The sequence below is a fragment of the Streptomyces sp. NPDC026538 genome, assembly GCF_055567535.1.
In genome coordinates this window covers 1-23,237 of record NZ_JBVHQG010000007.1, presented here as the reverse complement: position 1 = coordinate 23,237, position 23,237 = coordinate 1, and the positions used below count along the sequence as shown (strand labels likewise).

Sequence of the window (23,237 nt, the reverse complement as noted above, 5' to 3'; positions counted from 1 at the left end):
CCTGCTGACACAGGTGGGAGGCTGCTGTGCCTTGAGGCTGCCTTTGGGAAGCTGCTGTGCCTTGAGGCGGTCTTTTGCGTCATCAACTGGATCACTCACATGCGGCGCTGAACAACGCGCACTCGAGCAGATCGGGAGCCGCACTGGAGGGCCAGCCGTCGCTGGCGGCCAGCTGACAGCCGGCGGCGTGCATGAGAGAGAGGTAGACCCCATAGCGGTGGGGCGACCAATTTCCTTCCGCCCACACCCAGGCGGCGATGGAGCCGTCCGGGTCGTGGCCGCTCTCCCGGCCGACCGCAGTGGCCATCCGCCGCAGGCACCGAGACAGGACACGGTCGAGGATGAGCGGCCGCGGGCCGTGCGCAGGCGGCAGCGCGGTGCCGGTGAAGTACAGGAACTTGGTGAAGAAGGACGGCCCGAGTCCGGGAACCCGCTGGTGGAGTGCCGCGTAGGCCTCTTGTGGGCCGTGTTCGCGCAGCGCGGTGACGGCGGCTTCCAGCGCCGCGTCCAGGCCTTCGACGGCAAGGATCCGGTGCAGTGTGGCCGGTCCGCTGCCTCTGGGAGTGCCGCGTTTGCCCTTGCCCCACACGCAGGTTGCGACCAGGGCCTCCCTGAACGCCTCACGGTGCAGTGCGTCGGCGACGGCCAAGGCCACCTCGGCCCGGCTGATAGCGGCGTCACCATCGGCACAGGTCAGGGCCAGCGCCGACGGCCACGGGGTGATCTGCGCCCATCGGCTGGGGGTGTAGCGGACGGTGTGTGCGCCGGGCGTTCCGTCCGTATAGTCCAGCGCGTTCTCGTTCCACCAGCGGCCCAGCGCCCGCACGGCGGCATCAGGCAGCGGACGTGCGGACATCTCCCGGTCCACCGCATCCGCCCGGTCCTGTCTGTTCACGTTCCGCTCCTCGAGGTCCTTCCCCGACGGGCACCGGCCGTCATCCGTAACGCTGCCCAGCCGGGCGTGGTGGGCGGGTGCTGAACAAGGTAGCGAGATGCGTGCGTTGATGCGGTCGAACCAGCCGACGGCCCCAGCCCCGCCACCTCCCGCACACCCAGCATGACGACCTGCAGGAAGATCCCCTGCTGATCGCCCTCGGCAACGCCCGCGCCGCCCGCGAGGCTGCCGACCGCGAGATCCGCCACCTCCTCGCCTACGGACGGGAGTTCCACGGGGACCGCCCCTACAAGCTCGAACCCTTCGCCCAGGCTACCGGCATGACACCCTCCGGCATCCGCACCGCCTACACCAGCAGCGAGATCCAGACCGTCGCCCGCCAGCTCGGCCGCACACCCGACAGCCGCCGCACCCGTCCCCCGGCCACACCGGAGTCCTCATGACCGGCCACCCACGCCCGCTCCGCCCACCTGCGCCTGCCGGCCGCCGTCATAGAGGGCACCATCCACCCGGTCGTGGCCGTGCCCGCCCACACCCCGGCCTCCGCCCTCTATCTCGCCCACTGCATCGGATGCGGCACCACCTACGCCGGCCCGTGGAAACGGATGACCTCCTCCCGCGCCGCCTGATGGCACCGTGAACTGCAGGTCGCACAACCTGCCGACCGCCCGCCCGCGTTGCACTGCACGTTCTGATAACCAGACGGCGACCGCGAACCCCGCCCAGCACGCGGCGCCGCTTGCATGGCCGGAAGCCTGGGGTCGAAAAGGGGCCGCTTGTCTTTATCGGCCAGTGGCTGCGTGGTGTCCATGGCGCGGCGATAGCCGGACGCCGGTCGCTCCCGACGTCTCGAAACGGGTCCTGCGCCCACCTGGCAGGCCCCGCGCTCTGGGGCGGACGAACTTGGTGTTTGACCTCTGCAGCGGTCCGCTAGGTGGATTCAACGCGTGGGCTTCACGACATGCCCCAGCACGACGAGACCGACCCCTATGGCGAGGAGCGAGACCGAGTGAACGTTCCAACTCACCAGCATCAGTAGGGCTCCTGCTCCCCAGAGCCTCGGCTGCCGAACTCGTTGCTGCAGCCAGTGACCCGGCATGTGGCCCAGCAGCAGGGCGTGGACTCCCAGGACTGCCCACACGAGGGTCAGCACGAACAGCGCCAACGCCAGCACGCCGAAGATGAACAACCCGATCCCCCTGATACCTGCTGCCGCGTCATAGACGGTGTCAATCAAACGGGGTGTTCACCCATGCCCCCGATCAGGCACGTGTGAAGCCCATGAAGATCGTTCCCCGGTCAGGGTATGTCTCAGTCCCACCAGAAGTCCCAGTGGTGGACTCCGGTGATCCGCTGTGCGTATGCGGCCAGTGTGTATGGCCTTGTGCCTTGCCAGATGTTGTCGGGGCAGAAGGCGAAATGCTCGGCAGCGACCAGGAGAGCATCCTCTTCAGTGGTCGGTGGAGCTGCGATGCTGAGATGCAGGGTGGAGAAGCCGACCGCGACGACGCGGGCGCCGAAGCGGCTCTCCCAGTCGCCGACGACCGCGGAGAACTTCGCCGTGTCATTGTCGTAGTTGGCGGGACCAGACCAGCCTGCGGTGGTGAGGGCGTCGGCACCAGATGCGGCGGTGACCAGCCCCAGACGGGAGCGGGGCCAGCTGTCAAGGAACACCCGGGCGTAGTCGGCGGCCAGTTGATCGGCGCTCGTCACGGACTCTCGGCCGGGTGCCCGCCCGGGCCAGCTTTGCCCGAAGGGGGCGGTGACGGCGAGGCGCTCCTCGGCCGAGAGCGTGTCGTCGTCTTCGTCGACGGTGGTGTACGTCGCCCACCACTTCGCGAGAAGGCCGGCTGGGTCGTGGTCCGCGACGACGGACATCTGCTCCGGGAAGACCTCGCCCGATCCCCAGGGGCGGAATTCGGCATCTTGCGGATCGAGCGCGTCGAGCAGCAGGGGCCACTGGCCGGAGACGCTGTGCTCGGCGTGCATCCGAACCCACAGCCCAGAGGTGGCCGGTCCGTCGCTGAGCCAGAGGGGTTGGGAATCCCCGTCGCCTTCATTGGATGTGATCATCCGGCCGGGAGGCATCACAGAGCGGCTCCGGTCACGCGGTCACGGAACTGCTGGAAGGCATGCCAGCCCGCTGTGTGCCCCGGCGTGATCAGGTCCCCTTCTGCGCAGTCGAGGACCTTGCACTGCAGCGCTTCGGCCAGACGGAACACGGGCGTGAGCATGTCGTCGCCGGAGCCCCGGACGTGGAGCATGATCGAATCCACCGGGTCTTCTGAGCCTATGTTGAGTTCGATCGACCAAGTGGGGCCGGAAAGTTCGCCCCACGCCGGATCCGAGAGATCAACTTCGGGAACGGCCTGGGCGACAGCCGCGAGCACGTCGCATTGCCGGCCCAACGGGTCCGCAGCGCAGTCTGCGGGAAGCCCGTGCACCGAGGTGACGTCGTCGGGCAGGCGGAGGAGGAGCACATCCCAGCTCATGGGGGCCTTTCAGGCAGGACTCAAGTAGCGGTTGCGGTGGGTCAGGTCAGGCTGAACTGTCCTCCGGGGGCTGTGGCAGGAGCACGTTCTGCAACTGGCGCATGTTCGCACGCCAGGGGCCGCCATCAGGCTCGGCCCATAGCTCCATCAGCTCGGACGGCTCGGTCATGACACGGTCGAGGGCCCGTAGAGCGAGATCGCGCATGCCGGTGAGATCGGGAAGAGGCTCTTTCGGCCCATAGACCGGATCGACAGGCTCACCCCCCAGACATTGGGCCGCGACAAGGGCGGCCCCGGCCACCGCTACATCTGATGCGCCCGCTTCGAGGTAGTCGGCATAGTCGATCACGTATGTCAAAGCGCTGCGAACCATGCCCGCACGTTCGCCCGAGAGCGCCTCGTCAAGGTCACCGCAGAAGTCCGCTGCGGTGTCGTTGCCGAAAGGGCCGGCGTCCCAAGTGCCCATAGATTCTCCTGATCATGGCGTTGACCGGAGAATCCTGACAGAGGCCACTGACAACGGCCGCATGATCCAGACCTGGCCAGAGCAGGAACTGCTGCTTGGTGTGGTCGAGCTGCTTCTGAAGGGCGAGTTCGCGGAAAAAGTGGACCAGCTGTCCGGCGTCGGCAACAAGATCACTCCTCTGCGCGAGACGGTGGGTCACGGAAGCACGATGGATGGCCCGGAACGCCCCGTTGTCAGTGTCGGCTGGCATCGTTCTGATCATGTTCGACGGACTTCATGACATCGACTGGGCGTCGATGGAGCACGCGTACGGTTCGGCCGAGGAGGTGCCGACGCTGCTGTGGGCGCTGCGTTCTCCGGAGGCCGGGGAACGCAGCAAGGCTCTCGACCGCTTCTACGGTGCTCTTCACCACCAGGGCGACGTGTACCCGTCCACGGCAGCTAGCCTCCCCTTCCTGTTCGAGTTGGTCGTAGACGGCGCCATCCCCGAGCGGGCAGCCGTCGTGGCGCTGTTGGTCAGCATCGGCCGGGAGTCCCTCGACCGGGCCTTTGGGGACGACGGTACCGAGATCGAGTATTACCCGCCGACGGGCTACACCCAGGCCGTCGCCTTCCTGCGCGAGCGGGGTGCGAAGTTCGCCGAACTCGCCCGTGACCCGGACCCTCACGTGCGCCTGGCCGCGATTCCCGGGCTCGGGTTCTTCCTCGATGATGCCGACCAGGCCGCCGCCGTGCTGCGCGAGCGGCTGGACGCCGAGCAAGGTACTGCGGCGCGGCTGCGGATCGTGGAGGCGGCCGCCGCCCTGGCCCTACGCCTCCAGACGGCCGCGCCCCTGGTGATGGACTGGCTCACTTGGCTCGCCGCCGACCCGGCCCAGGGCCCGATGAGCCGCCTCGCGGCCGTGGTCCAGCGGGCCCGCTGCGCCCCGGACGAGATCGGCGAGAACGTCGTGCCGACCGCCGTCCGCCTGCTGCGCAAGAGTGCCCGCGCCTTGCCCGTGCGGCGGATCGCACCGGCTCCGAGCCGCCTGGCGGCACCCACGCACACAGTCGCGCCCCAGATCGCCGCCGCGTTCGAGGATCTCGACCGGCGCACGCGCGTGTACGCACCGACCACCCTTCTGCTGCGCTCGTTCCACGAAGTTCTGGGGGCCCGGGTGCCGGAGCGCACTGAGGTGCTGGCCGAGCAGCTGGCGAGCCCCGATCCCGGATCGCGCCTGGACGCGGTCCGTATGAGTGGGGAACTGATGCGGACCTGGCGTGGGGACCACACCCGTCTCCTCCTGCTGGTCGCCGGCCAGCTCACCACGGACGACCATGAGGTTGCCGCCGAGGCTGCGTCCGTCCTGGAGGCCTGCCACCCAATCGCAGCCCCAGCCCGGGAGGCACTCGCCGCGCACACCGCCGCCCAACGCGCGGCGCACGGCCCGGGCGTGTGGGCGGCACCGGATGCGCTGCTGCGCAGAAGCCACCAGGAGGCTATCCGGGCCGTGGCGCGCCTCGGCGACGTACGCGCGCTGCCGAGTCTGCTGACCGCGCTGGACGACGACGTCGACGCCTGGCGTGCGATCCAGGTCGCGGGACATCTGCCGCAAGCCGTCGACGAGTTGGTGCCACGGCTCTGCGACCACCTGCGCCGCATCGACCTCTCCCAGCAGCGGACCGAGATGAGCGCCAACGCGATCCTGGCCGCCCTGGCCACACTGGGCCACCCGGCCGCGGTACCCGCGGTTGCGGACACGCTCCGGGCCGCAATGGAACATGAACAGCACGGCATCACGCCATCGGCCCTGAAGGCACTGCGGGTGTTCGGCCCGGCGGCGGCCGATGCACGAGACTCGGTCCGGTCGCTGACCACCGCCACCGACGCGCGCGTACGCCCTGCCGCCGTCGCCGCGCTGTGGGCTGTTGGCGGCGACCTGACCGAGGTCATGCCGCTCCTGCTCAGCCTCCTCGACGACCACATTGATGACGCGGCCGACTTGCTCCGCGAGATAGGCCCGCCCGCCTCTGCCGCCCTGCCGCGCCTGCGAGGTCTCCTGACGCACAGCTATGAATGGGTCCGGGTGCGTTGCGCGGCCGCGCTCTGGGAGATCGGTGGCGAGGCGGAGGCACCGGCCGTCCTGGCCACCCTGCTGGAGGCCATGGCTCAGAACCCGGCGACGGCCAACCACGTCGTGGCCTGTCTTGACCGCATGGGCCCCCTCGCGGCACCGGCACTGCCCCTGCTCCGCGAGCACCTGGCCCTGCGTCGTCGCGGCGGCAGGTTCCAGAGCGTCGACTACGACGAGGATCTCCAGCGGGTCGGCCGCGCCCTCATCACCCGACTCGATCCTTCAGCACCGGGAGCTCCTGCTCCGCGAACAGCGTAAGGCTGCGCCATCCAGCGCCACCGCAGCGGCGAGAAGGACTCGGTCACGGGCGGGGGCACCGGCGGCTCCTCCAAGGGAGGCTCGGGAGACACGAGGCGGCGGGCTGCGGTGCCCGGCCATGCTCGCGTCCTGCTCGGTACTTGTCCCAGTGGACACCTGTCCCGGCGGCGCCGAGCCGAGACGCGGGAAGCCGACGACCGGGACCAGGGCCGAATCGTCACCAGTCCCCGCCACGGCCCAGCCCCCTGACGAGGCGGGCGTCAAGAGACGCGGCATACGCAGGGTGTGTTGTGTCCCCTTACGGGGGACACAACGCTGGGACATGTCGTCTCGGGCGGACAAAGATGTCAAGCAGAGACGACTGCTGCGGTCGCCTCGCACTGAGCGCTGCGGTGCCGTGGCAATGGGGTCTCGGGGCCGGCGGAGGTGCGCTAGCTTCGTGCCGCATGGAAGACACCTCCCAGCTGCGGCAGGCCGTCCTTACCTGGCTCGAACAGGCACGCGATCTGCCCTCCATACCTCAGGCCATCACCGATACAGCACTGTCAACGCAGCCGGGATTCGAAGCCGTGATCAACGCGGTAGTGAACGCCGCGCCGAAATCCGAGCACCGCGACCTGTACGGCAAGGCCGACGGTGACTGGCTGCCCACATGGTCCGTGCTCCTGGGAGGATCGAGATTGGGTGACGCGACCCGTCTGGTCGCCCAGGGCGCGACAGTGCCGGTGGAAGAGGTCGCGGACAGTTTCGTCGCCTTCTGCACGGCGCCCGCGCCGGCAGTGGAGGACTGGCTGTTGCTGACCGGCGACCTTCCCGAGGGGACACGGATCCCGCTGGGCCGCTACACCCTGCAGACCTTCACCGCCGACGAACTGAAGCAGTTGGGCCCCATGCCTGCCCTCCAGGGCCTCCAACTAGGCGGGCTCGACCTCGATCTCCTGGCCGGCGCACCGTTCGTCCATGTCCCCGATCCGGACCGTGCCTCGGACCGCAGCGGCGCACCCTGGTTCGACTTCACCGGCCCGCGGCCGGAAGCCCGGCACTGGAGGGCGCTGCTGCCGTTGATCCTATGGAGCCCCGAACTCCTGCATGTCGACGCGGTGTTCGACGTCGAGCGCGGCCGCCAGTTCGGCCTGCACCAAAACCGTGTACCCACCACCCTCCAGATCTACGACGACCACGACGGCAGGCACAGGGAAGCCGAAGTCCGCGAGACCGGCAGCTTCTACGTCACCCGGACAGAGCTCCCGCGCCTGCAAGCCTTCTGCACCGCCGTGACAGCGAAGATCGACGCCGTCATGGACGGCACCACCAGCAGTCGAAGGCTGCCCAGGAGGCGCGCCCTGCGCCTGGAGCGCGCCGCCCGGCACCTGCTGCAGGCTCACCAGCGCACCCACAGCGACTACGGCGTGTGGGAGCAAGAGGCCGACGAGTTGCACCTGGACTACGTCATCGCGCTGGAAGCCCTGATCGCCAGCTCCAACGACAAGCACGAGGGCATCAGCGAAAGAATCCGGTCCCGCGCAGCCGCCCTGTTCCTCACCCCGTCCCTGCGCCAGCAGGTCGAGACAATCGTGCAGGAGGCCTACAGCGCCCGCTCCAAGTACGTGCATGGGGACGTCCTCAAGGACCAAGACGAGCACAAGAAGCTGGCTGCCCTGCGCAACCTCAGGCTGATCGTGCGGCAGATCGTTCTGCGCTGGCTCGTCCTCACCCCCTACGACACGGAAGACCTCGCACCGCTCCTCGACGCCGCGGCCGACGGCACCGATCGCGCGCGCACCATCGACGAGCCCTTGCGAGCCTTCTTCAAGACAACGCCACCACAGGACAGCAACCGGCTCTGAGTCCGGCTACGGTGGCGGCCGTGAGTGATGCGACGCAGGCCGACGGCGGTGGCGAGTGTGGTTTGCAGCCGGTGGACGAGGCGCTGGCGGCTTCGCTGAGGGAGCAGGGCGAAGGCGGGGCACGGGCGCTGGGGCTGCTGAGCGACGCGTACCGGATGCTGACCGACGACCGCTACGAGCAACCGGGAGAGATCGCGGAGTCGTGCGTCCGCGGCGCAGTCGACGCCCTGCTGAAGCTCCCGGGCGGGGGCACACCCCGCGGTCTGAAGAGCACGGCCAAGGACCTGCTGAAGGCGGTGGACGCCTACCGGCCCGACAGCCGGCGGGATCCGCAGCAGGCACTGCAGCGCATGCGGCAGGCTGCCGACGAACTGCGCGTCGAGCTCGACACACCCGGCGGCTACCACCGGCGCCGGGCCAAGGCCGTGGCCGAGCGGGTAATGGACCAGCACCTGGGCGTCGCACAGGAAAACGCCCTGGACGCATGGGGCAAGCTGTACGCAGTCACCTCCAACGTGGTTCACGGCAGCGCCTCGCAGCAGGCCGCCGCCCGTTATCAGCAAGTGGTGCGTCTGGCACGGGAGGTGTTCGTCCCGCTGCCCGGCCGCGCCGAGCAGGTCCTGGAACTGGCTGAGCGGCAGGAGCCGACGGCCCAGGACGCGGAGATGCTGGCCCAGTGGGCGGACCCGCGCGCCACCCGCTATTTCTTCCTATCCCAGCCGGCCGCCGCCTGGCTGGAGCTGCTGGACGACATTCTGCTGATGCCTGACACCAGCACCTCTGCCGGGAGCTGGCCGGCCGCTCCCTACCTCGACCACCTCACCGAGACCGACCCCGACCGGGTGAGGCAGTGGCTGGCTGACCACGCCGCAGCGGCGGCCGCGGCAGGTCCAGATGCGACGGCCGCCCTGCTGCGCCTGGCCGCACGGCCGGGCATCGTACTGACCCGCGAGATCCGCGCGGTCATCACGGACCTGACCAAACCCGAGCGCGATCCGCGGACCACGCACGGCTGGCTGCTGCGCCTGGCCGCCGACTGGGCCCAGGACATCCCCCTCACCGGCCGCGACGAGGACTGGATCCGCACGGTGGAGGGCATTCTGCGCGCCGCCGTACGCGCCGAGCACGCCACCGACCAGGAGATCAGGGCCGCGGCCCAGGACGACAGCCTCACCGACGACGAGGTACAAGAACGCCTTGCTGCGCTGTCCGCCCACCGCCTGTCCGACTGGGACACCGCCCAGCTGCTCGCCGCCCTCGTGCACACCGCCCACCCTCCCCGAGGGAGGGGCGCCGGGGACAGCCCCATGCCCACGATCGCGCCGCATCCGCAGGTGCGCACGATCCGCTACGTACTTGCCGCACTGCTGCGTCTGGACACCGAACTCACCGAATACGCCTCCCGGCACGCGGTCGTCTTCCGCCGAGATCTGGCCGAGGTGTCCCTGCAGCGTCCGGAGGCCTTCGTGGGCCTCGTGATCGCGCGCGCCGTTCTCGACCTGGCCGACGCCGACGCGCGCGCCGACGTCGCACTGGCCGAGCGGACCGAGGCATTCACGGGAAAAAAGCTGGCCCAGGCCGACCCAAGGCTGCGGGACCGGCTGCTGGCCGCCCACCTCGAGCAGACCGGGCCCGACACCCTTACGCCGCATCCCACAGGGCAGGCGGCCGCATGGTGGGAGCAGGCCCGCAAGCTGGTGCCCGCCCTGCTGGCCCACCGCCCCACACCGGAGAGCGCCCGCCTGACCGACCTGGTGCGCCGCCTGTGGCCGCCCGGCACGGCCGAAGCCCTCCACGCCGAGCTGGCCGCCGCCTTCGGCATCCCGCCCGGCCCGGAAGGACTCGCCACTTACACCCCTGACGCAGCACGGCCGCCGCGCACCTGGCTGCGGGTATGGGACTGGTCCCCGGTCCTGCCCGAAACCGTGACGACCCTGTGGGAGCCGGTCCTCACCCTGCTGCGCACGGTCAAGCCGTCCGGCCCGCCCGACCCCCGCGCCGCCGACCCCCTCGTCGTGATCGAGGACCCGGGGCCGCCCGCCGTCACCACCGAGCAGACCATCGCCCTCGCCGCCGGCCAGGGCCCGCTGGCCGCAGCCGCCGCCCTGGCCGCCGCCCCCGATGCCGGGGACAGCCGCTACCTGATGGTCCTGCGTACCGCGATCGACAGCGACCCGGCCGCCTGGACGACAGCCCCAGCCGACACCGCCGCCACGCTCACCTTGCCGGAACTGCGCGCCTTCTACCTGTCTATCGCCGCCGACCACACCCGCACCCCCGGCGCATTCCCAGGCCAGTCCCTCACCGAAGCCGCCGTGACAGCCCTCACCTGGTCCGCTGCCCCCCCCACCGCATCCGCCGACCCCGACGAGGACGAACCTCCTGCCGCGTACCTGGCCGAACAGGCCCTACTCGACCTGCTGACCGCCGCCTGGCGCACCGACACCGACCTCGCCGACCACTTGCCCGCAGCCCTCGACCACCTCTACGCCCTGACCACCACCATGACCACACACGTTCCAGCCATCGACGACAGCCCGGCCGACACCGGCGACTTCCTGGGCACCGACACGGCAGGACGCGCCCTACAGTGCCTGCTGGAGCACGCCCGCCACCACGACCGCACCACCGGCGAAGGCATGCCCGACCGGCTCAGGCGCCACCTCACCCTCATTCTCGACGCCACCGGCCACACCGCTCACACCGCCGCCGCCCTCGGTCGCTACCTCCCTCAACTCCACCAGCAAGCCCCCGACCTCCTGCACGAGCACCACACCGAGCTGCTCGCCCTGCCCGACAACGGCACATCGGCAGCCATCTCATGGCTGCACTGGGGCCCCGCACACCCGCCGCTGCTCGCCGAACTCGACTGGCCCGCACTCCTGGCCCGCCTGCGCCAGGACACCCCGCCCCAAGCCTTCGACCACACCGCCCACGCGCTGCTCACCCATCCCACCGCCCTGGGCGCCCCCCAGACCCTGTTCACTGCTCTCGCGCACGGCAAGGGCGGAGCGGCCGCCATCTCCCGGCTGCTGGAGCGCATCGCCCACCTCGCACGTGGAGCGGAGACGACGACGGTGAGCCTGTGGCAGGCGGCGCTCGAGGCTTCTCTCCCGGACGGCGCTCTCGCCGGGGCGGGCGCCTTCGCGGACATCGATATGGACGACACGACCTGGCTCGACCTCACGCTCGCCTCCGCACGCCACACTCCCCAACTCACCGACGCCGACGACGTCGCCCGGCGCGCCGCCGACCACCCCGGCACCGAGCAGGCAGCGCAGATCACCGCCCTGCTCGTGGCTCACCCCAGCCCCTTGCCGTGGACGGACACGACCGTCCGCAGCCACGCCCGCCGGCTGCTGACCGCCGCCGGGGATCTCCCTGCTGGCCGACGGCCCGACATCGCCCTCAGCCAACTGCGCGAAGCTCTCATCACCGCAGGGGACGTCGACGCTTACCGGCTGGGCCAGGACGAAACGGCCAAGCGCTGAGCAGCACGTCGACGTTCTTTCCCGAGCGCCCGACCAATGCTCACCGGCGAGTGGTGGTGAACAGCCTCCGCCACCGAAAAAGAATGAACGGCGGGGGCGCTCACGTCGGTCTGGCAGGCGGTGCACCACACACTGCCGGGACGACACCTTCCGGCGTCACGCGGGCCGTTCGCGGGCCGGGAAGACCGAGGACCCGACCCGATGCCGTCCTGGCAGACCGCGCGTACTCATCCCGCGCGATCCGGAATCACCTCCGCCGACATGGAATCCGCGCTGTCATCCCTCAGCCGTCCGACCAGATCGGCCACCGCCTACGACGAGGCCGCGGCGGCGGTCGCCCACCGGCTTTCGACGCCGAGGCGTATCGGCAACGCAACGCGGTCGAGCGATGCATCAACCGGCTGAAGCAGTGGCGCGGCCTGGCTATGCGAACGGACAAGCTCGCCATCGCCTACCAGGCCGCACTCCACTTCGCCGCCATCCTCATGTGGGCACGGCGATGATGACGAAGCGACGACGATTCAGTCGTAGAAGAAGAGCTCAAGGTCCTCAACGGATCCCGGCCCGGTGAGGAAGCCTTCGGCCCTCGCGATCTCGTCGTCTGGTGGCAGCTCACCCTTCAGGAGCTGCCGCATCCAGTTTTCTCCTTGCTCGCCGACCGCGTAGATGGCAGACAGCAGCTCGGTCATGCCAGCAGGGCTGGGTGGGATTTGTCCGGCCACTGGTTGGAGTACCCATCCGCCTGATCGGGCCGCGAGCCGCAGTACCCCCGGCCCAGTTCGCGATCCTCCCGATGCGTACGTGCCACGAGTCGTCGGTGAACGGGGGCATCCGTCCGCCATGGAGAGGGTTTGTGGCGGCGCCGATGTCCCTGATGACTTGCCGTTCCACGGCGTCGCGGACCCAGCGCCCCTCCTGCGCTTCCTCAATGGCGGCCTCCCACCACTTCCACGCGCCGGCGAGTCGGTCCGCGAATGTATCCATCCGGACAGACTTCCATGCGTGATGCCACAGGCATCAAGGGGACGCCGATCAGCGGATCGCCCCATCAAGGAGACAGGCTCTAGACGCTCCAGCAGGGCCTTCGCCTTCGCCTCGGCCTCCGGGCTCGGCGCGCTGCCGAGGGCGGAGGCGAGCTCGGCGCGGGCGAGCTCGGCTCGCTCGGCGTACTCGGCCTGCGTCGGAGTGCCCTGCGCGAGGTCCTCTACCAGGCTGCGGATGGTGGTGCCGTGCTCGGCGGCCAGCTGGGCGAGCCGGTCCCGCGCGGCCGTGCTCGCGCGCCCCTCTACTGCGGGTAGAGCAAACGCATGGCGGCATGCTCCGGTAGTCCCGCGACCGGCCCTCGCCCCCGTCTTGTTCCGGAGAGGGCACGCAGTCGGTACGCGAGATGTGCGCTTGAGGTACGGGCTAGCTGATGCCTGGCGCTGGGGACAGGGCCCATGCACGACAGCCGCATCATGCCCGTGCCGTGCTGGCACGCTAGGAGCAGGTCCGGGTCGCGCTAGGCCTGGGCGCTGGGTAGTGAATGGCCAGGTCGGGCTCGCGCCACCCGTGGATCTCTGCGCCGACCGGGAAGCAGGCACCGCTGCAGCTACCGGACCCGCGTGCTGGGGCGTGTGGCCGGCCCGTACGGCGAGGAATATGGACGGAGGGCTCCCGTTCCGTGTAACCCCCGAGCCGGGACGGGAGCCCCCTGCCGCAGGCGGCCTACCTGAAGGCGGGTGGTGCACTGCACCATGCTGTCCATGAGGGATCAGCCAGCTGAAGAATTCGCCCGGTGCGCTGTCGTGCTGGCCGCGGAGTTGCGCGAGACACGGCATGACGGTGCGGTAGCCGCCGACCCCAAGGACCCTTTCGCCGCTCCTGCCCCGACAGGTGATGACCCTTTCGCTCCGTTTATGGCGGGCCGGGAGGGCGTCTTCGATCAGGCGCTGTCCAACGGGCTGGCTGCGATCGTCGCTTCCGAGTGGCCGGGCAAGGAGGTGGACCGCAGGGGACGGGTCCTGCCGGCCAGCGCGCTGCTCAGGGTGATCGAGGAACACATCCCGGCTACGAACGGCATCGTCTGCGTGCCTGACGAGCATCCGATGCCGGAGATCCCCCAGGGCGACATGGACTCGCTCTTCCAGGCGCCTCCTCTCTCGTCGCACACCCGCATTGATGTGCGCACGCTCCAGAACGGGATCGAGGCCAGTCAGGCGGCCCGCCACGGCCGCGGCGCAGGAGCTCTGCAGCATTGCCACATCGAGGCCCTGCTGGCCCTTGACGGCCACAGGAGCCTTGGAGTGATGGGGGAGGAGCAGCAGGACCGGATCCAGCAGATCGCGCAAGCAGAGGACGCGGCTTCCCAGAAACGAGCTGCCGAGTACCTCGAACGGATCGGGGAGGAAGAAGCCACCCGGCGCGCCGAGAACGTGGCCAACCCCAACGCCTACCACCCGAAGCACAACCCGGATGGACACGACCTCGACACCTGCCCCGTCTGCGGGCACGAGACGTTCTGCGTGGAAGGCCTCGATCCTGTCTTCGGCCGGGTCAGGTACGGACAGTGCCTGGTGTGCACCTACACGCGCACCCCGGGCGCCGCAGAGGACGAGGCATTCACCGAACAACTCCGGTCGATCATGGACGACCAGTGATGCCTTCCGGCGCCCAGAGCCGTGGCCTTCGGCGGCCCGCACCGAGGACGAGGACGGCTGGAACTTGCCACGCCCGCCCGTCACCGGCGCGCCCCGGCCCGGCGCATCAAAACGGCTACCTCGCCCGGCCCTTGCGTTCTACCGTTGTTGGGCATGAGCACGCAGGCCTTCCGGGGCGCCTACCTTCTGCCGCTGTTCCACGCGATCGAGCAGGCCCGCGGTGATGGCGCCTACCGGCAGCTGCCCGCACCCGATCCAGCCAGCAGCCTGGCCACCGACGACGCCCCGCTTGGCCCGTACGCCGGCGCGCATCTGATCCGCGCCTCCTACACCGCCGGCTTGGCCCACACCGACGCGCTGCGCCGCCTGACGGCGGCGGGCGAGATCGACCCGACCAGCCCCTGGACGCTGCTGCGCGGCGCCCTGGAGAACTTCGCCACCGGCCTGTGGCTCCTCGACGGCCCGGGCCGGGCCGAACGCCGGCGCCGCGCGCTGTCGCTATGGGACGAGGACATGCGCAACCGTCAGCAGCACGAGACGGACACCGGCCACCAGCCCTCCGGCGGCGGGATGACCGGCGCGCAGCGCCGCGCCGAGATACGGGGCATCGCCGACCGTCTCGGCCTGCCCCCGCTCACCCGACCCGGGACCCACCAGATCGTGCTTGCTGCCGCGCCCACCGCTGGCCTGACCGCGGTCAAGGTGGGCGCAGCCTGGCGGGCGGCCTCCGGGTTCGCGCACGGCCGCTACTGGCCCAACCTGCGCGCCTCCCAGCCGCGTGCGGCCATACCGGGAGCCGACGGAGTCCACACCGTCGCCCTGGTCATCGACGAGGACCAGCACCGGCCGCTGGCCGAGTACTGCCACACCATGTTCAACCGGCTGCAGGAGCACTACGCCGCGCGTGCCCGGGCCCGCTGACCGCATTCCGACTGCCCGGCCCGCCGGAGGGGACAACTTCGGACCGCTGGGCGATGGCCGGGTGCTGTGCATCGGCAGGAGAGCACAGGAGCGGGGGAGATGTCCGGCAACGCAGAGACCAACGTGCGTATCGCACCCAGCGCCCTTGAGGCCTTGACGCGGGTCATGGCCCGGCGTGCGACGTCGCGGGATGCGACGATCCGCGAACTGCTCACCGAGCACGTCGCCGCGCAGGAACAGAGGCAGCCCGAGGACCGGATCACCCACATCTCCACCGTGCTGCGCTACCCGCGGCCGCCGCGCTGGCGAGGCGACCCCCGACACGACGTCCCTCTGCGGGTCCGGGCACCTGCCAGTCTGCTGCAGCGGGCCCGCGCCATCTCCCTGCAACTGCCCGGCCAGCACCCGCGCGCCCACCGGGACTACCAGGGCCGCCTCCTCACCGATGCGGTGACCACAGCCATCGCCCAGGCCGAACCCTTCACCGACACCTTCCTCACCGGCCTGCTCCCGCTCCTGCGCCACGGCGCCGCACTCGGCCTGTGGCGGCTGGCGGTGGCCGCAACCAGCACCGCACCGGAGAAGACCCTGCTGGAGGAAGCGGAGACCGTACGAGCCGGCTACCGACGGACCGACACCCTGCCGACGCCCGACCAGCACCACGTTTTGCGTGTCGCGGAGGTCCTGGACGAGGAGGAGGCATGGCATGCGGCCATGCGGTTTCGGATAGCCACCGTCGCAGCCCGCCGCTTCCTCACCGGCCCTCGCGCCGAGGCCGTCGAGCAGGCCCTGTACGAGCAGGGCGACGCCTGGCAGCGGCTGCGGCAGAAGTTTCTCAGGATCGACTGGGAAGGCAGGTCGTTTCGACGGCGGAACGGAATCACGAGTTACGACTGGACCGGCCGGGGCGGAACGGCAGTCTGGCGTGCCGAGCGCCGAGTCAACCTTGAGTACCTCGAGGACTGGCTGGTCGACCGTGTAAAGGGCGATCCTGCCGCCGGCGTGATGGAAGACTCCGGAGCTCCCCTCTGGCTGCTGCGCACACCGGCTGCCTGGTCTGCTCACGCTCCCTGGAGCGCCTCCGGCCGTGTTCCCCGGCTGTGCGCCTCGTGGGTCGCAGAAGGCCGCCTGCTGGCCTTCCCCTACCGCAACAGGCAGGCCTTCTGGCCGCTCCAGCGACAGCAGGGCACACCCGGGCTGGCACCCGTACCCGGCTTCGAACCCGTGGCCGCCGCGGCCGCCGGGCTGCGCCCCGACAAAATCACCGGCTTCATCGAGGCCGTCCTCATCGACTGGAGTCACACCTTCGCCGAGGAACCTGAGGTGCGGACCGTTCTGGACCTCCCGGCAGACCGGGCTCGCCGCTTCGGCCTCATTACCGCTGAGGAACAGCACCGGGCCATGGCTAAAGCCCGCGCCATGACGCTGAAGACCATGGACGACTTCATCGCCTGGGCCGCAGAAGAGGGGGCAAGCGAGTTCGACCTGCACCAGCTGAAGGAGGCGCGGGGCAGCGCCCGCACGTTCCACCGCCTTACCCGCACCTACCCCCGGCACGCGAGGGCGAAGTTCCGCGTGGCTTGGGCCAGCTGGGCATGGCCCGGGGAATCGGTGGCCGCCGAACTCGCCGCGGGGTCCCCGCCCGCCCTCGTACGGTGGCTCGCCGCTGCGGCCCACAGCGGAAGCTCCCTGATCCTGGAGCGGGCGATGGAGCAGGCCTGGCACCGCGCCTTCGACCAGCACGGATTCCGCATGTGACACCCACCGATACACAGAAAGCCCCTCGCTCCTGTGAGTTGGATGCACGCTCGACGCACAATCCGGGCACGGCATTTGCGCACCGCCCATCGGCGCGCCCGTCAATGGAGGGGGACCTCGCAATGAACCGACCGCTGATCTCGATTCTGGCCACCGGTGTCACCAGCACAGCAGTAGCGCTGACCGGTGCACCGTGGTGGCGAACCGCCGCGGCCTTCGGCTGCCTCGGGCTGGGCCTGGCCGTCATCGCGCTGCAGTCGGTCTTCCCCCAGGAATCCGCTCACCGACTCGACTGGTGGCGCGACCGCCGCCGGCAGCGGTAGTGCCCGACGCGCGTCACAGGAGCAGCCACCGCATGCACGGCGGAACCCTGCCACCCTGTCTGTGACAACCAGAAACGCAGGCCGCCGTGCACCCCGCCGAGCGGGGGAGTGCCGGCCGGAGCCCAACAGGAAGACGGCTGGGTCAGCGGCCGACCTCGTCGACGGAGCGGGCACGATCGAGGTATGCGGCCAGCTCGGCGCGCAGATCGCCCTGGACGCTGGCCGCCAGCCTCATCTGCCGCTCGTCGAACTCGGCTTCGGTGAGCGAGTCGATCCAGGCGACCCTGCGCCGGTGCTCGGCCTCTTCCTCGTCACGCAGCTGCTGGTCGTACCAGTCGAGCTCGGGTTCGACGCGCCACGCCAAGGCAGCCTCGTTCCCTTGGCGCCGCCCCTCGGCCCACTCGACCACCGCGCACGGGTAGGAGGACACCGGCCCAGGCAGCCCGGCCAGGATCCGCGAGCGGCCTTCCAGCAGGGCACGGGTGGCCTTCTCGCCAGCACCGATGGCCGCAGCGAAGTCGATCAGCAGCTGCTCACTGGCCAGCCCCCGACCGTTCAGGGCGTTGTCGAGGTCCCTGCGGGAGAACCGGCCCCCGCCCGCGGCGACGATCGCGCCCGGGGTGGGACCGCCGGCGGCGACGACCATGAGGGCCATGGCCCTGCCCATCCCGGCCGGGGTGGTGAAGCGGCGCGGCACGTACCGGTCTCCGGCCGCCAGGACCGGCTGCGGGCAAACGGCGCCCGCAGCCGCCTCCCACACCAGAGCGGCCGTGGGGCCGTCGGCGTCGGCGCCTCGGGCGAAGGCGAGGACGGTGTACCGCGTGGGCAGTCGGCCGTTCGGGGTCAGGGCCCGGCGCAGGGTGCACTCGGAGATGGGCATCCCGGCCAGCGTCGCCCGGCGGGCGACGCTGTCGAAAGTCCGTCTGCCCTTGGCGTTGCGCATCCAGCCGCGCAGCTCGGTCAGTTCCACGGGTTCGGCCGCCCGCCTGCCGATCCGCCCCGGGCTGCCGGGGCGGCTCACTCTCGGTTCCCGGAGGCGAGAGCGGCGAGCAGGCGGCTCGCACGCCCGGGCAGCAGCAGGAGACAGACCGCCGCGACAAGCGCCGTCAGCACAGCGGGAATCGGGCGCTGGAGGATGGCGAGCACGGTCACCGCGGCGATGGAGGCGATGAGGACACAAGCCTCACCGGCTCCCAGACGCCGGGACGCGTCCGGGGCGGCCGGCCGGGCGCCGGCGCGGCCGGTGGACGGGTGCATGGGCATGACGGTATCTCCAGGTACGTGTGATGGGGGTCGAATAGCCGCAGGCCCGGCGGGACTTCGCCCGGCGCGGTGAGCCGATGGTGGCAGCGTGCGGACCGCGTGCGCGAGCCGATCACGCCCGACCCGGAATGGACGTACCTTCCACGGTCGACGCATCCGAGCAGGTCAGACCCCAGAACCGAGCAAAATGCCATTCATGCCCGAAGCAGAGAGCCCGGCCTCCACGAGCGGCCGGCGACTCGTCTTTGTCCGCCTGGACGCACGCACGCCGCCTGAGCCCCCCCGGCGAGCGGAACGCTGGCGCTGCCCGGAGCGCCCGGCCACCCTTCGAGAACTTCAGACGGACCCACCGGGGCCGTCATCCGCATCTTCACCCACCCCGCGTCAGCCCTTCGTCAGCTCCTCCATGGAGCGCATCCACCTCTCCCCGAAGCCGACGGCCCCCGTCTCGTCGCCGGGGATGCTGAAGATGTCTGGGTTCTCGGCGAACTGGTCCATCAGGATCTGGTACAGCCCGTCGAAGAACGGCTCGAGGAAGACCGCCAAGGACTCGGCGAACTGCCTGGGGGAGGGGTTGATGGCGATGACGTGGTCCAGGAACGGGAACATGCCCCACTCGTCGATCCGCTGCCGTAGCGCGGCCTGCGCGGGGGTGTCCGGCAGGAGCAGTCCGTGCAGCACGTACAGTCCGTAGAACATACGCAGACCCACCAGCACCTCTCGCGCGCGCACCAGCTCCTCGTCACTCGCCCGCAGGACCTGAGCCACCATGTCCGCGTTCTGCTGGAGCAGCCCCCAGTCCACAGGCGGCCCCTCGCCACGCTCCGCGGCACCCAGCATCTGTGCCCAGTCCTCGGCCGTCAGCCCGAACATGCCGAAGGCGGCGAACCCCTCGGCCAGCGCGTCCGCCCCGACCTCCTGCGCTCCCAGGCCGATCGCGGCGGCCACATGCACCATGCTCCTGGCGTCCGGCCCCTCGGCCTCGGCCGGCACGTCCCCGCCGGCTTCGAGCGCCGCGCGCACCAGCGTGGGGTTAGCCGCCCCGCGAGACGAGCCCATGAGCCGTCCGGCGGCCGCGTACAGCGCGTCCTGTCCTTCCTCGCCCGCCCCGGCCGCGCTGCGCGCGAACTCCACCAGCCTCTGCGACGCCGAGCGTTGCAGCGCCCACACCAGGGCCTCGCGCACGGCGGCCACCGGCGGCTCCGGCACCCGGGCCGCCCCCGGCCGCACCGGCGGCGTGCCGGCCTCGGCGAACCACGCCAGCACAGCCAGCCGCCGGTCCCGCCCCTGCCGTAGATGCCGGGCCAGCGCCGCCGCGCTCTCCACCACCAGCGGATCGACCGCGTCCACCACCGACCCCCGGCCGCGCCCCAGTCCCCGCCGCCGATGACGCGGCAACAAGCCCACTCGCCGCCAGCTCTCCAGCTGGCTTGGCGTCACCACCACCTCGCGCGCGGCAAGTTCACGGACCACTTGCAGATCAGCCGGACTCGGCGCCCCTCGTGCCATGCCCACCATTACAACCCCGAGAAGCGCAATTTTCTGCGGTCTCGCGGCTCTGGCTCACTGGTCCCAGCACCACAGCCCACGCCGCTGAACCCGGCCCGACCGAAGGACACCTCGCGATGCCGAAGAAGAACCGCACGCCCTCCACCACCTCGCCCCAGGACCAGTGTGCGCCCGCTCCCGCCTCGTGGCGGCGCCTTGTCTCCGTAGCGCTCCTCGCCGGAGCCGTCCGCCACATCGGAGCCCTTCTGGCTGGCCTCGCAGTGACCTGGTGGCAGCACGACTGACACCCCCTACCCGCCTGGCACACCCCCCGCTGAGGTGATGTCAGGCGGGTTCGGCTGCAAAGAGGTTGAGTTTCTCTTCGTGCTCCCACTCCGACACACACAGACTTGCCCACCACAATCTCCCTCTCAAGGGGGCACACACCCAGACCCGGATTCACCCAAAGTTCTGAGGTGAAGGAAACGATCGGTCGACAAACCCAGGCCTGCTTCTGCAGGTGATGGTCTGCGGGGGAGTGTCAGTTGGGCATCGTCATCTGAGTGTCAGTGGCGCAGGCTCAGTGACCTGGTGGTTGGTGCTGACGGGTGGTGCCCACCTGTTGCTGACATGAGTGACGAAGGGCCATGTCATTCTCACGCAGACTGCTATAGGGGATGCGGAGTTTGTGCTGGTCGGAGGTTGCAGCGGCCGAGTATGGGGCGGGTGAAGGCTCACGACAGCGTGCCATCGAGGCCGGGCAGGATCTGGACCGCGTTCCGGCAACCGACGACCTGGTGCGCAACGCCGTACGGTGCGAGCCCGGCAGCGCAGCAGCCGGGCACACCCATTCCGGGGAGAATCTGGCGGCCCTGGTCGGCCGTTATCACCGTGCAGCGCACTTAGGTCGCTGGTCTGCCAGGAAATCGGGCGGTTTCGCTCCTGTCCTCGGGGGTGACGGGCCCGGTCCAGAAACGATGAGGCAGGGGTTTCCTGGTCTTCTGGTTGGCTTCCCACCTCTTCTTCTCCATGGCCTGGAGATCATCCGCCTTTGCCGCGCGCAGGCCCGATTCGATGACGAAGTGCCGCGCCCAGTCGTAGTCGTTGGACGTTACCTCCTCCAGGGCCTTTCCGATGTAGTAGCGCTTGTCGCCGTTCCTGTAGGTGCGGACCTGGGGGGTCAGGATGTGGAAGCGGGCCATGCTCGCGTAGTCGATGCCGAGACTGATGGCCAACAGAGTGTCCTGGGTGACTACCATGAAGTTGTCGAGCTTCTCGAGTCGCCTGAGACCAGGGTCCCGATACTCCCCGCGAGGCTCATCGAAAGGGGAGGGCCTCTCGCTGAAGTTGAAGGCTGACCGTCTGGTTGGCTCTTCGCCGCTCTGGTAGTTGGTCAGCAGTGCCTGGAATGCCAGGCTGAGGCCGGCCATGGCCTGGACGTAGTCGCCGATGTCGGCATGCGTTTGTGTGTCGTGCAGCAGTTGCTTGACCTCGTGTTGAGTCAGCAGGTCGACCATGTCGACAGTGTCGAGCTCGACACCGAAGATCTTGGGGGTGACCGTGGTGAAGAAATCGACAACGGTCTCGCGGGCCTGCTCGATCTGGTGCGCGGAGGGGAAGGTTCCGTTGTGCTTGAGAGCGACGCGGGCGTCGTTGAGGCGCCTCATCTGATCCTTCTTGGGAAGTTCATAGACTGGTTTGATCGCTTCCCAATAGCTGAGGAACTCCGCGTTCTTCTTCAAGTCCACGCCCAAATGCTGCGCGGCGAGGCCGATGAAGTTCTCCACCGCGTCGTGGAAGGACGTGATGGCCCGGGAGCGCAGTGGCGAGGGTTGCCCACTCTGCTCGACCCCCTCGCGGTACAGGTACCGGACGTACGCGAGCCGCTGAACTGTCAGCGGATCAAGAGGCTGCGCCATTACAACTCCAGGGGATCGTCATGTGCTTGAGATTGTGACGGCGTGCGGAGCCCTGCTGCACCAATATTTCCGTGCGACCCGCGCAGCCCAATCGCCCAACGGCAGCCACGGCCGCGCATTGCCCACCGCGATGGTCTGCGGGGGAGTGTCAGTTGGGCATCGTTGTCTGAGTGTCAGGCGTCTCAGTCCAACGCGTCGAACAGCAACTGCTGAGCGGGGCTGGGGGAAGCAGCAGGCTGCCGTACCGGCCTCGGCCAGCGCGAGACGGCACGCGTCCCGCAGGGCGAGCCTCTCGTGCCGTGCACCGTGCACCAGCCGTAGCCGAACGTCTGACAGCCCAGCACCAGTACCTGCCGCGCCGTTCCAAGAGCACAGGACTCCGAAGACGGTGGGCATTGCTGGGCGGTGGCGTCTCTACGAGGCTTCTGCCTGCAGCGGCCAGCTCAGGGTGGCAAGCCCCGTCGGACCGCCGATGTGCACGTACTGCGGGCGGCCGGGGGTGTGGACGATGTTGGTGACCGGTGCCGCGGTGAGCAGGGAATGCACGAGACGCCCGGTGAGGGGCTCCCACAGCCGCATGCCGGTGCCGTTGCCGGCTGCCAGCAGACAGGTTCCCGGGACGTGGGGGAGCGGTGAGTTCGCCACTGGCCACGTGCCACACCAGCAGCCGGGAGCGCGCGGCCCCCATCACCGGGCAGCGGCCGGTGGGAGAGGGCAGCGCCAGCAGCGCGGTGATGCGCTGGCCGCCGTCGGGTAGTCCTGCCACCTCGCCGGTGGTGGCATCGACGACGACCGCTCCGGTGTTGCCGGCCACCACGACGGCGATCCGGTCGTCCGGAAGCCGCACGGCGCAGCAGCGGTTCTCCTTGAACGAGCCGCTTGCGATCGGCGCCACGTCAGGTCCAGGCCGAAGCTGCCGAGGCGGACCAGTAGCTCAGCCAGGGGCACGTAGTGCTTTCCGTGCCAGGCAGCGATCCGGTGCGCTGGGCCGGCCGGGTGGTGGTGCTTTCGACGGCACGTTCCTGGGGCCGAGTGTGGCCGGGGGCCCATGTCGGCGGGTGGCTGTGGGGGAGCGGTGGTTGAGCAGCACGACGCCGCTGATGACGACGGCGCCGCCCGCCACTTCGAGCGGATGGGGGATCTCGGACAGCCACACGAACGCGACGACCAGTGCGACCGGCGGCACCAGGTAGAGGGCGCCGGTGGATACGGCGAGCGGCAGCCGGGCCACGGCATAGCCCCAGATCACGAATCCCACGGCGGAGGGGAGCAGGCCGAGGTACACCACCGAGACGAGCGCTGACGACGGGGCGCTGACGATGGCACCCAGTGTCGCTGGAAGCAGCGGCAGCGCGAAGACCGT

At 69.8% G+C, this 23,237-nt stretch carries 21 protein-coding genes and 1 pseudogene; 10 read left to right on the top strand and 12 right to left on the bottom strand.

The genetic code is table 11. The annotated features are described in order from the left end of the window. Window positions 1-91 precede the first annotated feature (91 nt). Entirely contained in the window at window positions 92-895 is an 804-nt protein-coding gene (locus ACZ4N4_RS26745) for an 8-oxoguanine DNA glycosylase OGG fold protein (RefSeq protein WP_467592963.1), read from the bottom strand. Between the two features lie 320 nt (window positions 896-1,215). Between ACZ4N4_RS26745 and ACZ4N4_RS26740 the strand changes: the two genes are divergently transcribed. Further along, entirely contained in the window at window positions 1,216-1,338 is a 123-nt protein-coding gene (locus ACZ4N4_RS26740; protein WP_467592960.1) for a hypothetical protein, read from the top strand. A 497-nt stretch (window positions 1,339-1,835) separates the two neighbouring features. Here the strand turns inward: ACZ4N4_RS26740 and ACZ4N4_RS26735 are convergent, their stop codons facing one another. The 4 genes from ACZ4N4_RS26735 to ACZ4N4_RS26720 form a co-directional block, all read right to left on the bottom strand. Further along, window positions 1,836-2,132: a hypothetical protein gene (locus ACZ4N4_RS26735; RefSeq protein ID WP_467592957.1), complete on the bottom strand. Its 297-nt coding sequence runs from the start codon at window positions 2,130-2,132 to the stop codon at window positions 1,836-1,838. A 74-nt stretch (window positions 2,133-2,206) separates the two neighbouring features. Further along, window positions 2,207-2,983 carry a DUF4253 domain-containing protein gene (locus ACZ4N4_RS26730; RefSeq protein WP_467592954.1) on the bottom strand — a complete coding sequence of 259 codons (777 nt, stop codon included), beginning with the start codon at window positions 2,981-2,983 and terminating at the stop codon, window positions 2,207-2,209. Then, window positions 2,983-3,387, bottom strand: coding sequence for a hypothetical protein (locus ACZ4N4_RS26725; RefSeq protein WP_467592949.1), 405 nt, complete (start codon window positions 3,385-3,387; stop codon window positions 2,983-2,985). Before ACZ4N4_RS26725 ends, ACZ4N4_RS26730 begins: the two co-directional genes overlap by 1 nt. A 46-nt stretch (window positions 3,388-3,433) precedes the next feature. Further along, window positions 3,434-3,853, bottom strand: a complete 420-nt coding sequence (locus ACZ4N4_RS26720) for a DUF4259 domain-containing protein (RefSeq protein ID WP_467592946.1) — start codon at window positions 3,851-3,853, stop codon at window positions 3,434-3,436. A gap of 61 nt (window positions 3,854-3,914) precedes the next feature. Here ACZ4N4_RS26720 and ACZ4N4_RS26715 point away from each other — a divergent pair, with 61 nt between their 5' ends. The 5 genes and pseudogenes from ACZ4N4_RS26715 to ACZ4N4_RS26695 form a co-directional block, all read left to right on the top strand. Continuing rightward, window positions 3,915-4,133, top strand: coding sequence for a hypothetical protein (locus tag ACZ4N4_RS26715; RefSeq protein ID WP_467592941.1), 219 nt, complete (start codon window positions 3,915-3,917; stop codon window positions 4,131-4,133). Continuing rightward, window positions 4,114-6,225, top strand: a complete 2,112-nt coding sequence (locus ACZ4N4_RS26710; RefSeq protein ID WP_467592938.1) for a HEAT repeat domain-containing protein — start codon at window positions 4,114-4,116, stop codon at window positions 6,223-6,225. The genes ACZ4N4_RS26715 and ACZ4N4_RS26710 overlap by 20 nt, the downstream gene beginning before the upstream one ends. A gap of 446 nt (window positions 6,226-6,671) precedes the next feature. Then, entirely contained in the window at window positions 6,672-8,072 is a 1,401-nt protein-coding gene (locus ACZ4N4_RS26705; protein ID WP_467592935.1) for a hypothetical protein, read from the top strand. Window positions 8,073-8,092: 20 nt separating this feature from the next. Continuing rightward, window positions 8,093-11,563, top strand: a complete 3,471-nt coding sequence (locus tag ACZ4N4_RS26700) for a hypothetical protein (protein WP_467592932.1) — start codon at window positions 8,093-8,095, stop codon at window positions 11,561-11,563. Window positions 11,564-11,736: 173 nt separating this feature from the next. Beyond that, window positions 11,737-12,066: pseudogene (locus ACZ4N4_RS26695) on the top strand (transposase); the annotation flags it as partial. A gap of 18 nt (window positions 12,067-12,084) precedes the next feature. On the opposite strand, the gene ACZ4N4_RS26690 reads toward ACZ4N4_RS26695, so the two are convergent. Then, entirely contained in the window at window positions 12,085-12,252 is a 168-nt protein-coding gene (locus tag ACZ4N4_RS26690; protein ID WP_467592928.1) for a hypothetical protein, read from the bottom strand. A gap of 1,056 nt (window positions 12,253-13,308) precedes the next feature. Between ACZ4N4_RS26690 and ACZ4N4_RS26685 the strand changes: the two genes are divergently transcribed. From ACZ4N4_RS26685 to ACZ4N4_RS26670, 4 genes are all read left to right on the top strand, one after another. Next, the gene (locus ACZ4N4_RS26685; protein WP_467592925.1) at window positions 13,309-14,202 is read left to right on the top strand and encodes a hypothetical protein; all 894 of its coding nucleotides are present in this window, start codon (window positions 13,309-13,311) and stop codon (window positions 14,200-14,202) included. Between the two features lie 153 nt (window positions 14,203-14,355). Next, on the top strand, window positions 14,356-15,123 hold the full coding sequence (locus tag ACZ4N4_RS26680; protein WP_467592922.1) for a hypothetical protein: 768 nt from the start codon (window positions 14,356-14,358) through the stop codon (window positions 15,121-15,123). A 99-nt stretch (window positions 15,124-15,222) separates the two neighbouring features. Then, the gene (locus tag ACZ4N4_RS26675) at window positions 15,223-16,881 is read left to right on the top strand and encodes a hypothetical protein (RefSeq protein WP_467592920.1); all 1,659 of its coding nucleotides are present in this window, start codon (window positions 15,223-15,225) and stop codon (window positions 16,879-16,881) included. Between the two features lie 122 nt (window positions 16,882-17,003). Further along, window positions 17,004-17,204, top strand: coding sequence for a hypothetical protein (locus ACZ4N4_RS26670; RefSeq protein WP_467592917.1), 201 nt, complete (start codon window positions 17,004-17,006; stop codon window positions 17,202-17,204). Between the two features lie 142 nt (window positions 17,205-17,346). Here the strand turns inward: ACZ4N4_RS26670 and ACZ4N4_RS26665 are convergent, their stop codons facing one another. The 6 genes from ACZ4N4_RS26665 to ACZ4N4_RS26640 all read right to left on the bottom strand — a co-directional run. Then, on the bottom strand, window positions 17,347-18,225 hold the full coding sequence (locus ACZ4N4_RS26665; RefSeq protein ID WP_467592914.1) for a hypothetical protein: 879 nt from the start codon (window positions 18,223-18,225) through the stop codon (window positions 17,347-17,349). Further along, complete coding sequence (locus ACZ4N4_RS26660) at window positions 18,222-18,461, bottom strand: hypothetical protein (RefSeq protein WP_467592911.1); 240 nt, start codon at window positions 18,459-18,461, stop codon at window positions 18,222-18,224. The genes ACZ4N4_RS26665 and ACZ4N4_RS26660 overlap by 4 nt, the downstream gene beginning before the upstream one ends. A gap of 390 nt (window positions 18,462-18,851) precedes the next feature. Next, on the bottom strand, window positions 18,852-19,940 hold the full coding sequence (locus tag ACZ4N4_RS26655) for a serine/threonine-protein kinase (RefSeq protein ID WP_467592906.1): 1,089 nt from the start codon (window positions 19,938-19,940) through the stop codon (window positions 18,852-18,854). A 917-nt stretch (window positions 19,941-20,857) separates the two neighbouring features. Further along, window positions 20,858-21,874 carry a hypothetical protein gene (locus ACZ4N4_RS26650; protein ID WP_467592901.1) on the bottom strand — a complete coding sequence of 339 codons (1,017 nt, stop codon included), beginning with the start codon at window positions 21,872-21,874 and terminating at the stop codon, window positions 20,858-20,860. A gap of 414 nt (window positions 21,875-22,288) precedes the next feature. Continuing rightward, complete coding sequence (locus ACZ4N4_RS26645) at window positions 22,289-22,519, bottom strand: hypothetical protein (protein WP_467592898.1); 231 nt, start codon at window positions 22,517-22,519, stop codon at window positions 22,289-22,291. 289 nt (window positions 22,520-22,808) lie between these two features. Continuing rightward, the coding region (locus ACZ4N4_RS26640; RefSeq protein WP_467592895.1) for a DMT family transporter at window positions 22,809-23,237 on the bottom strand (429 nt) is incomplete at its 5' end.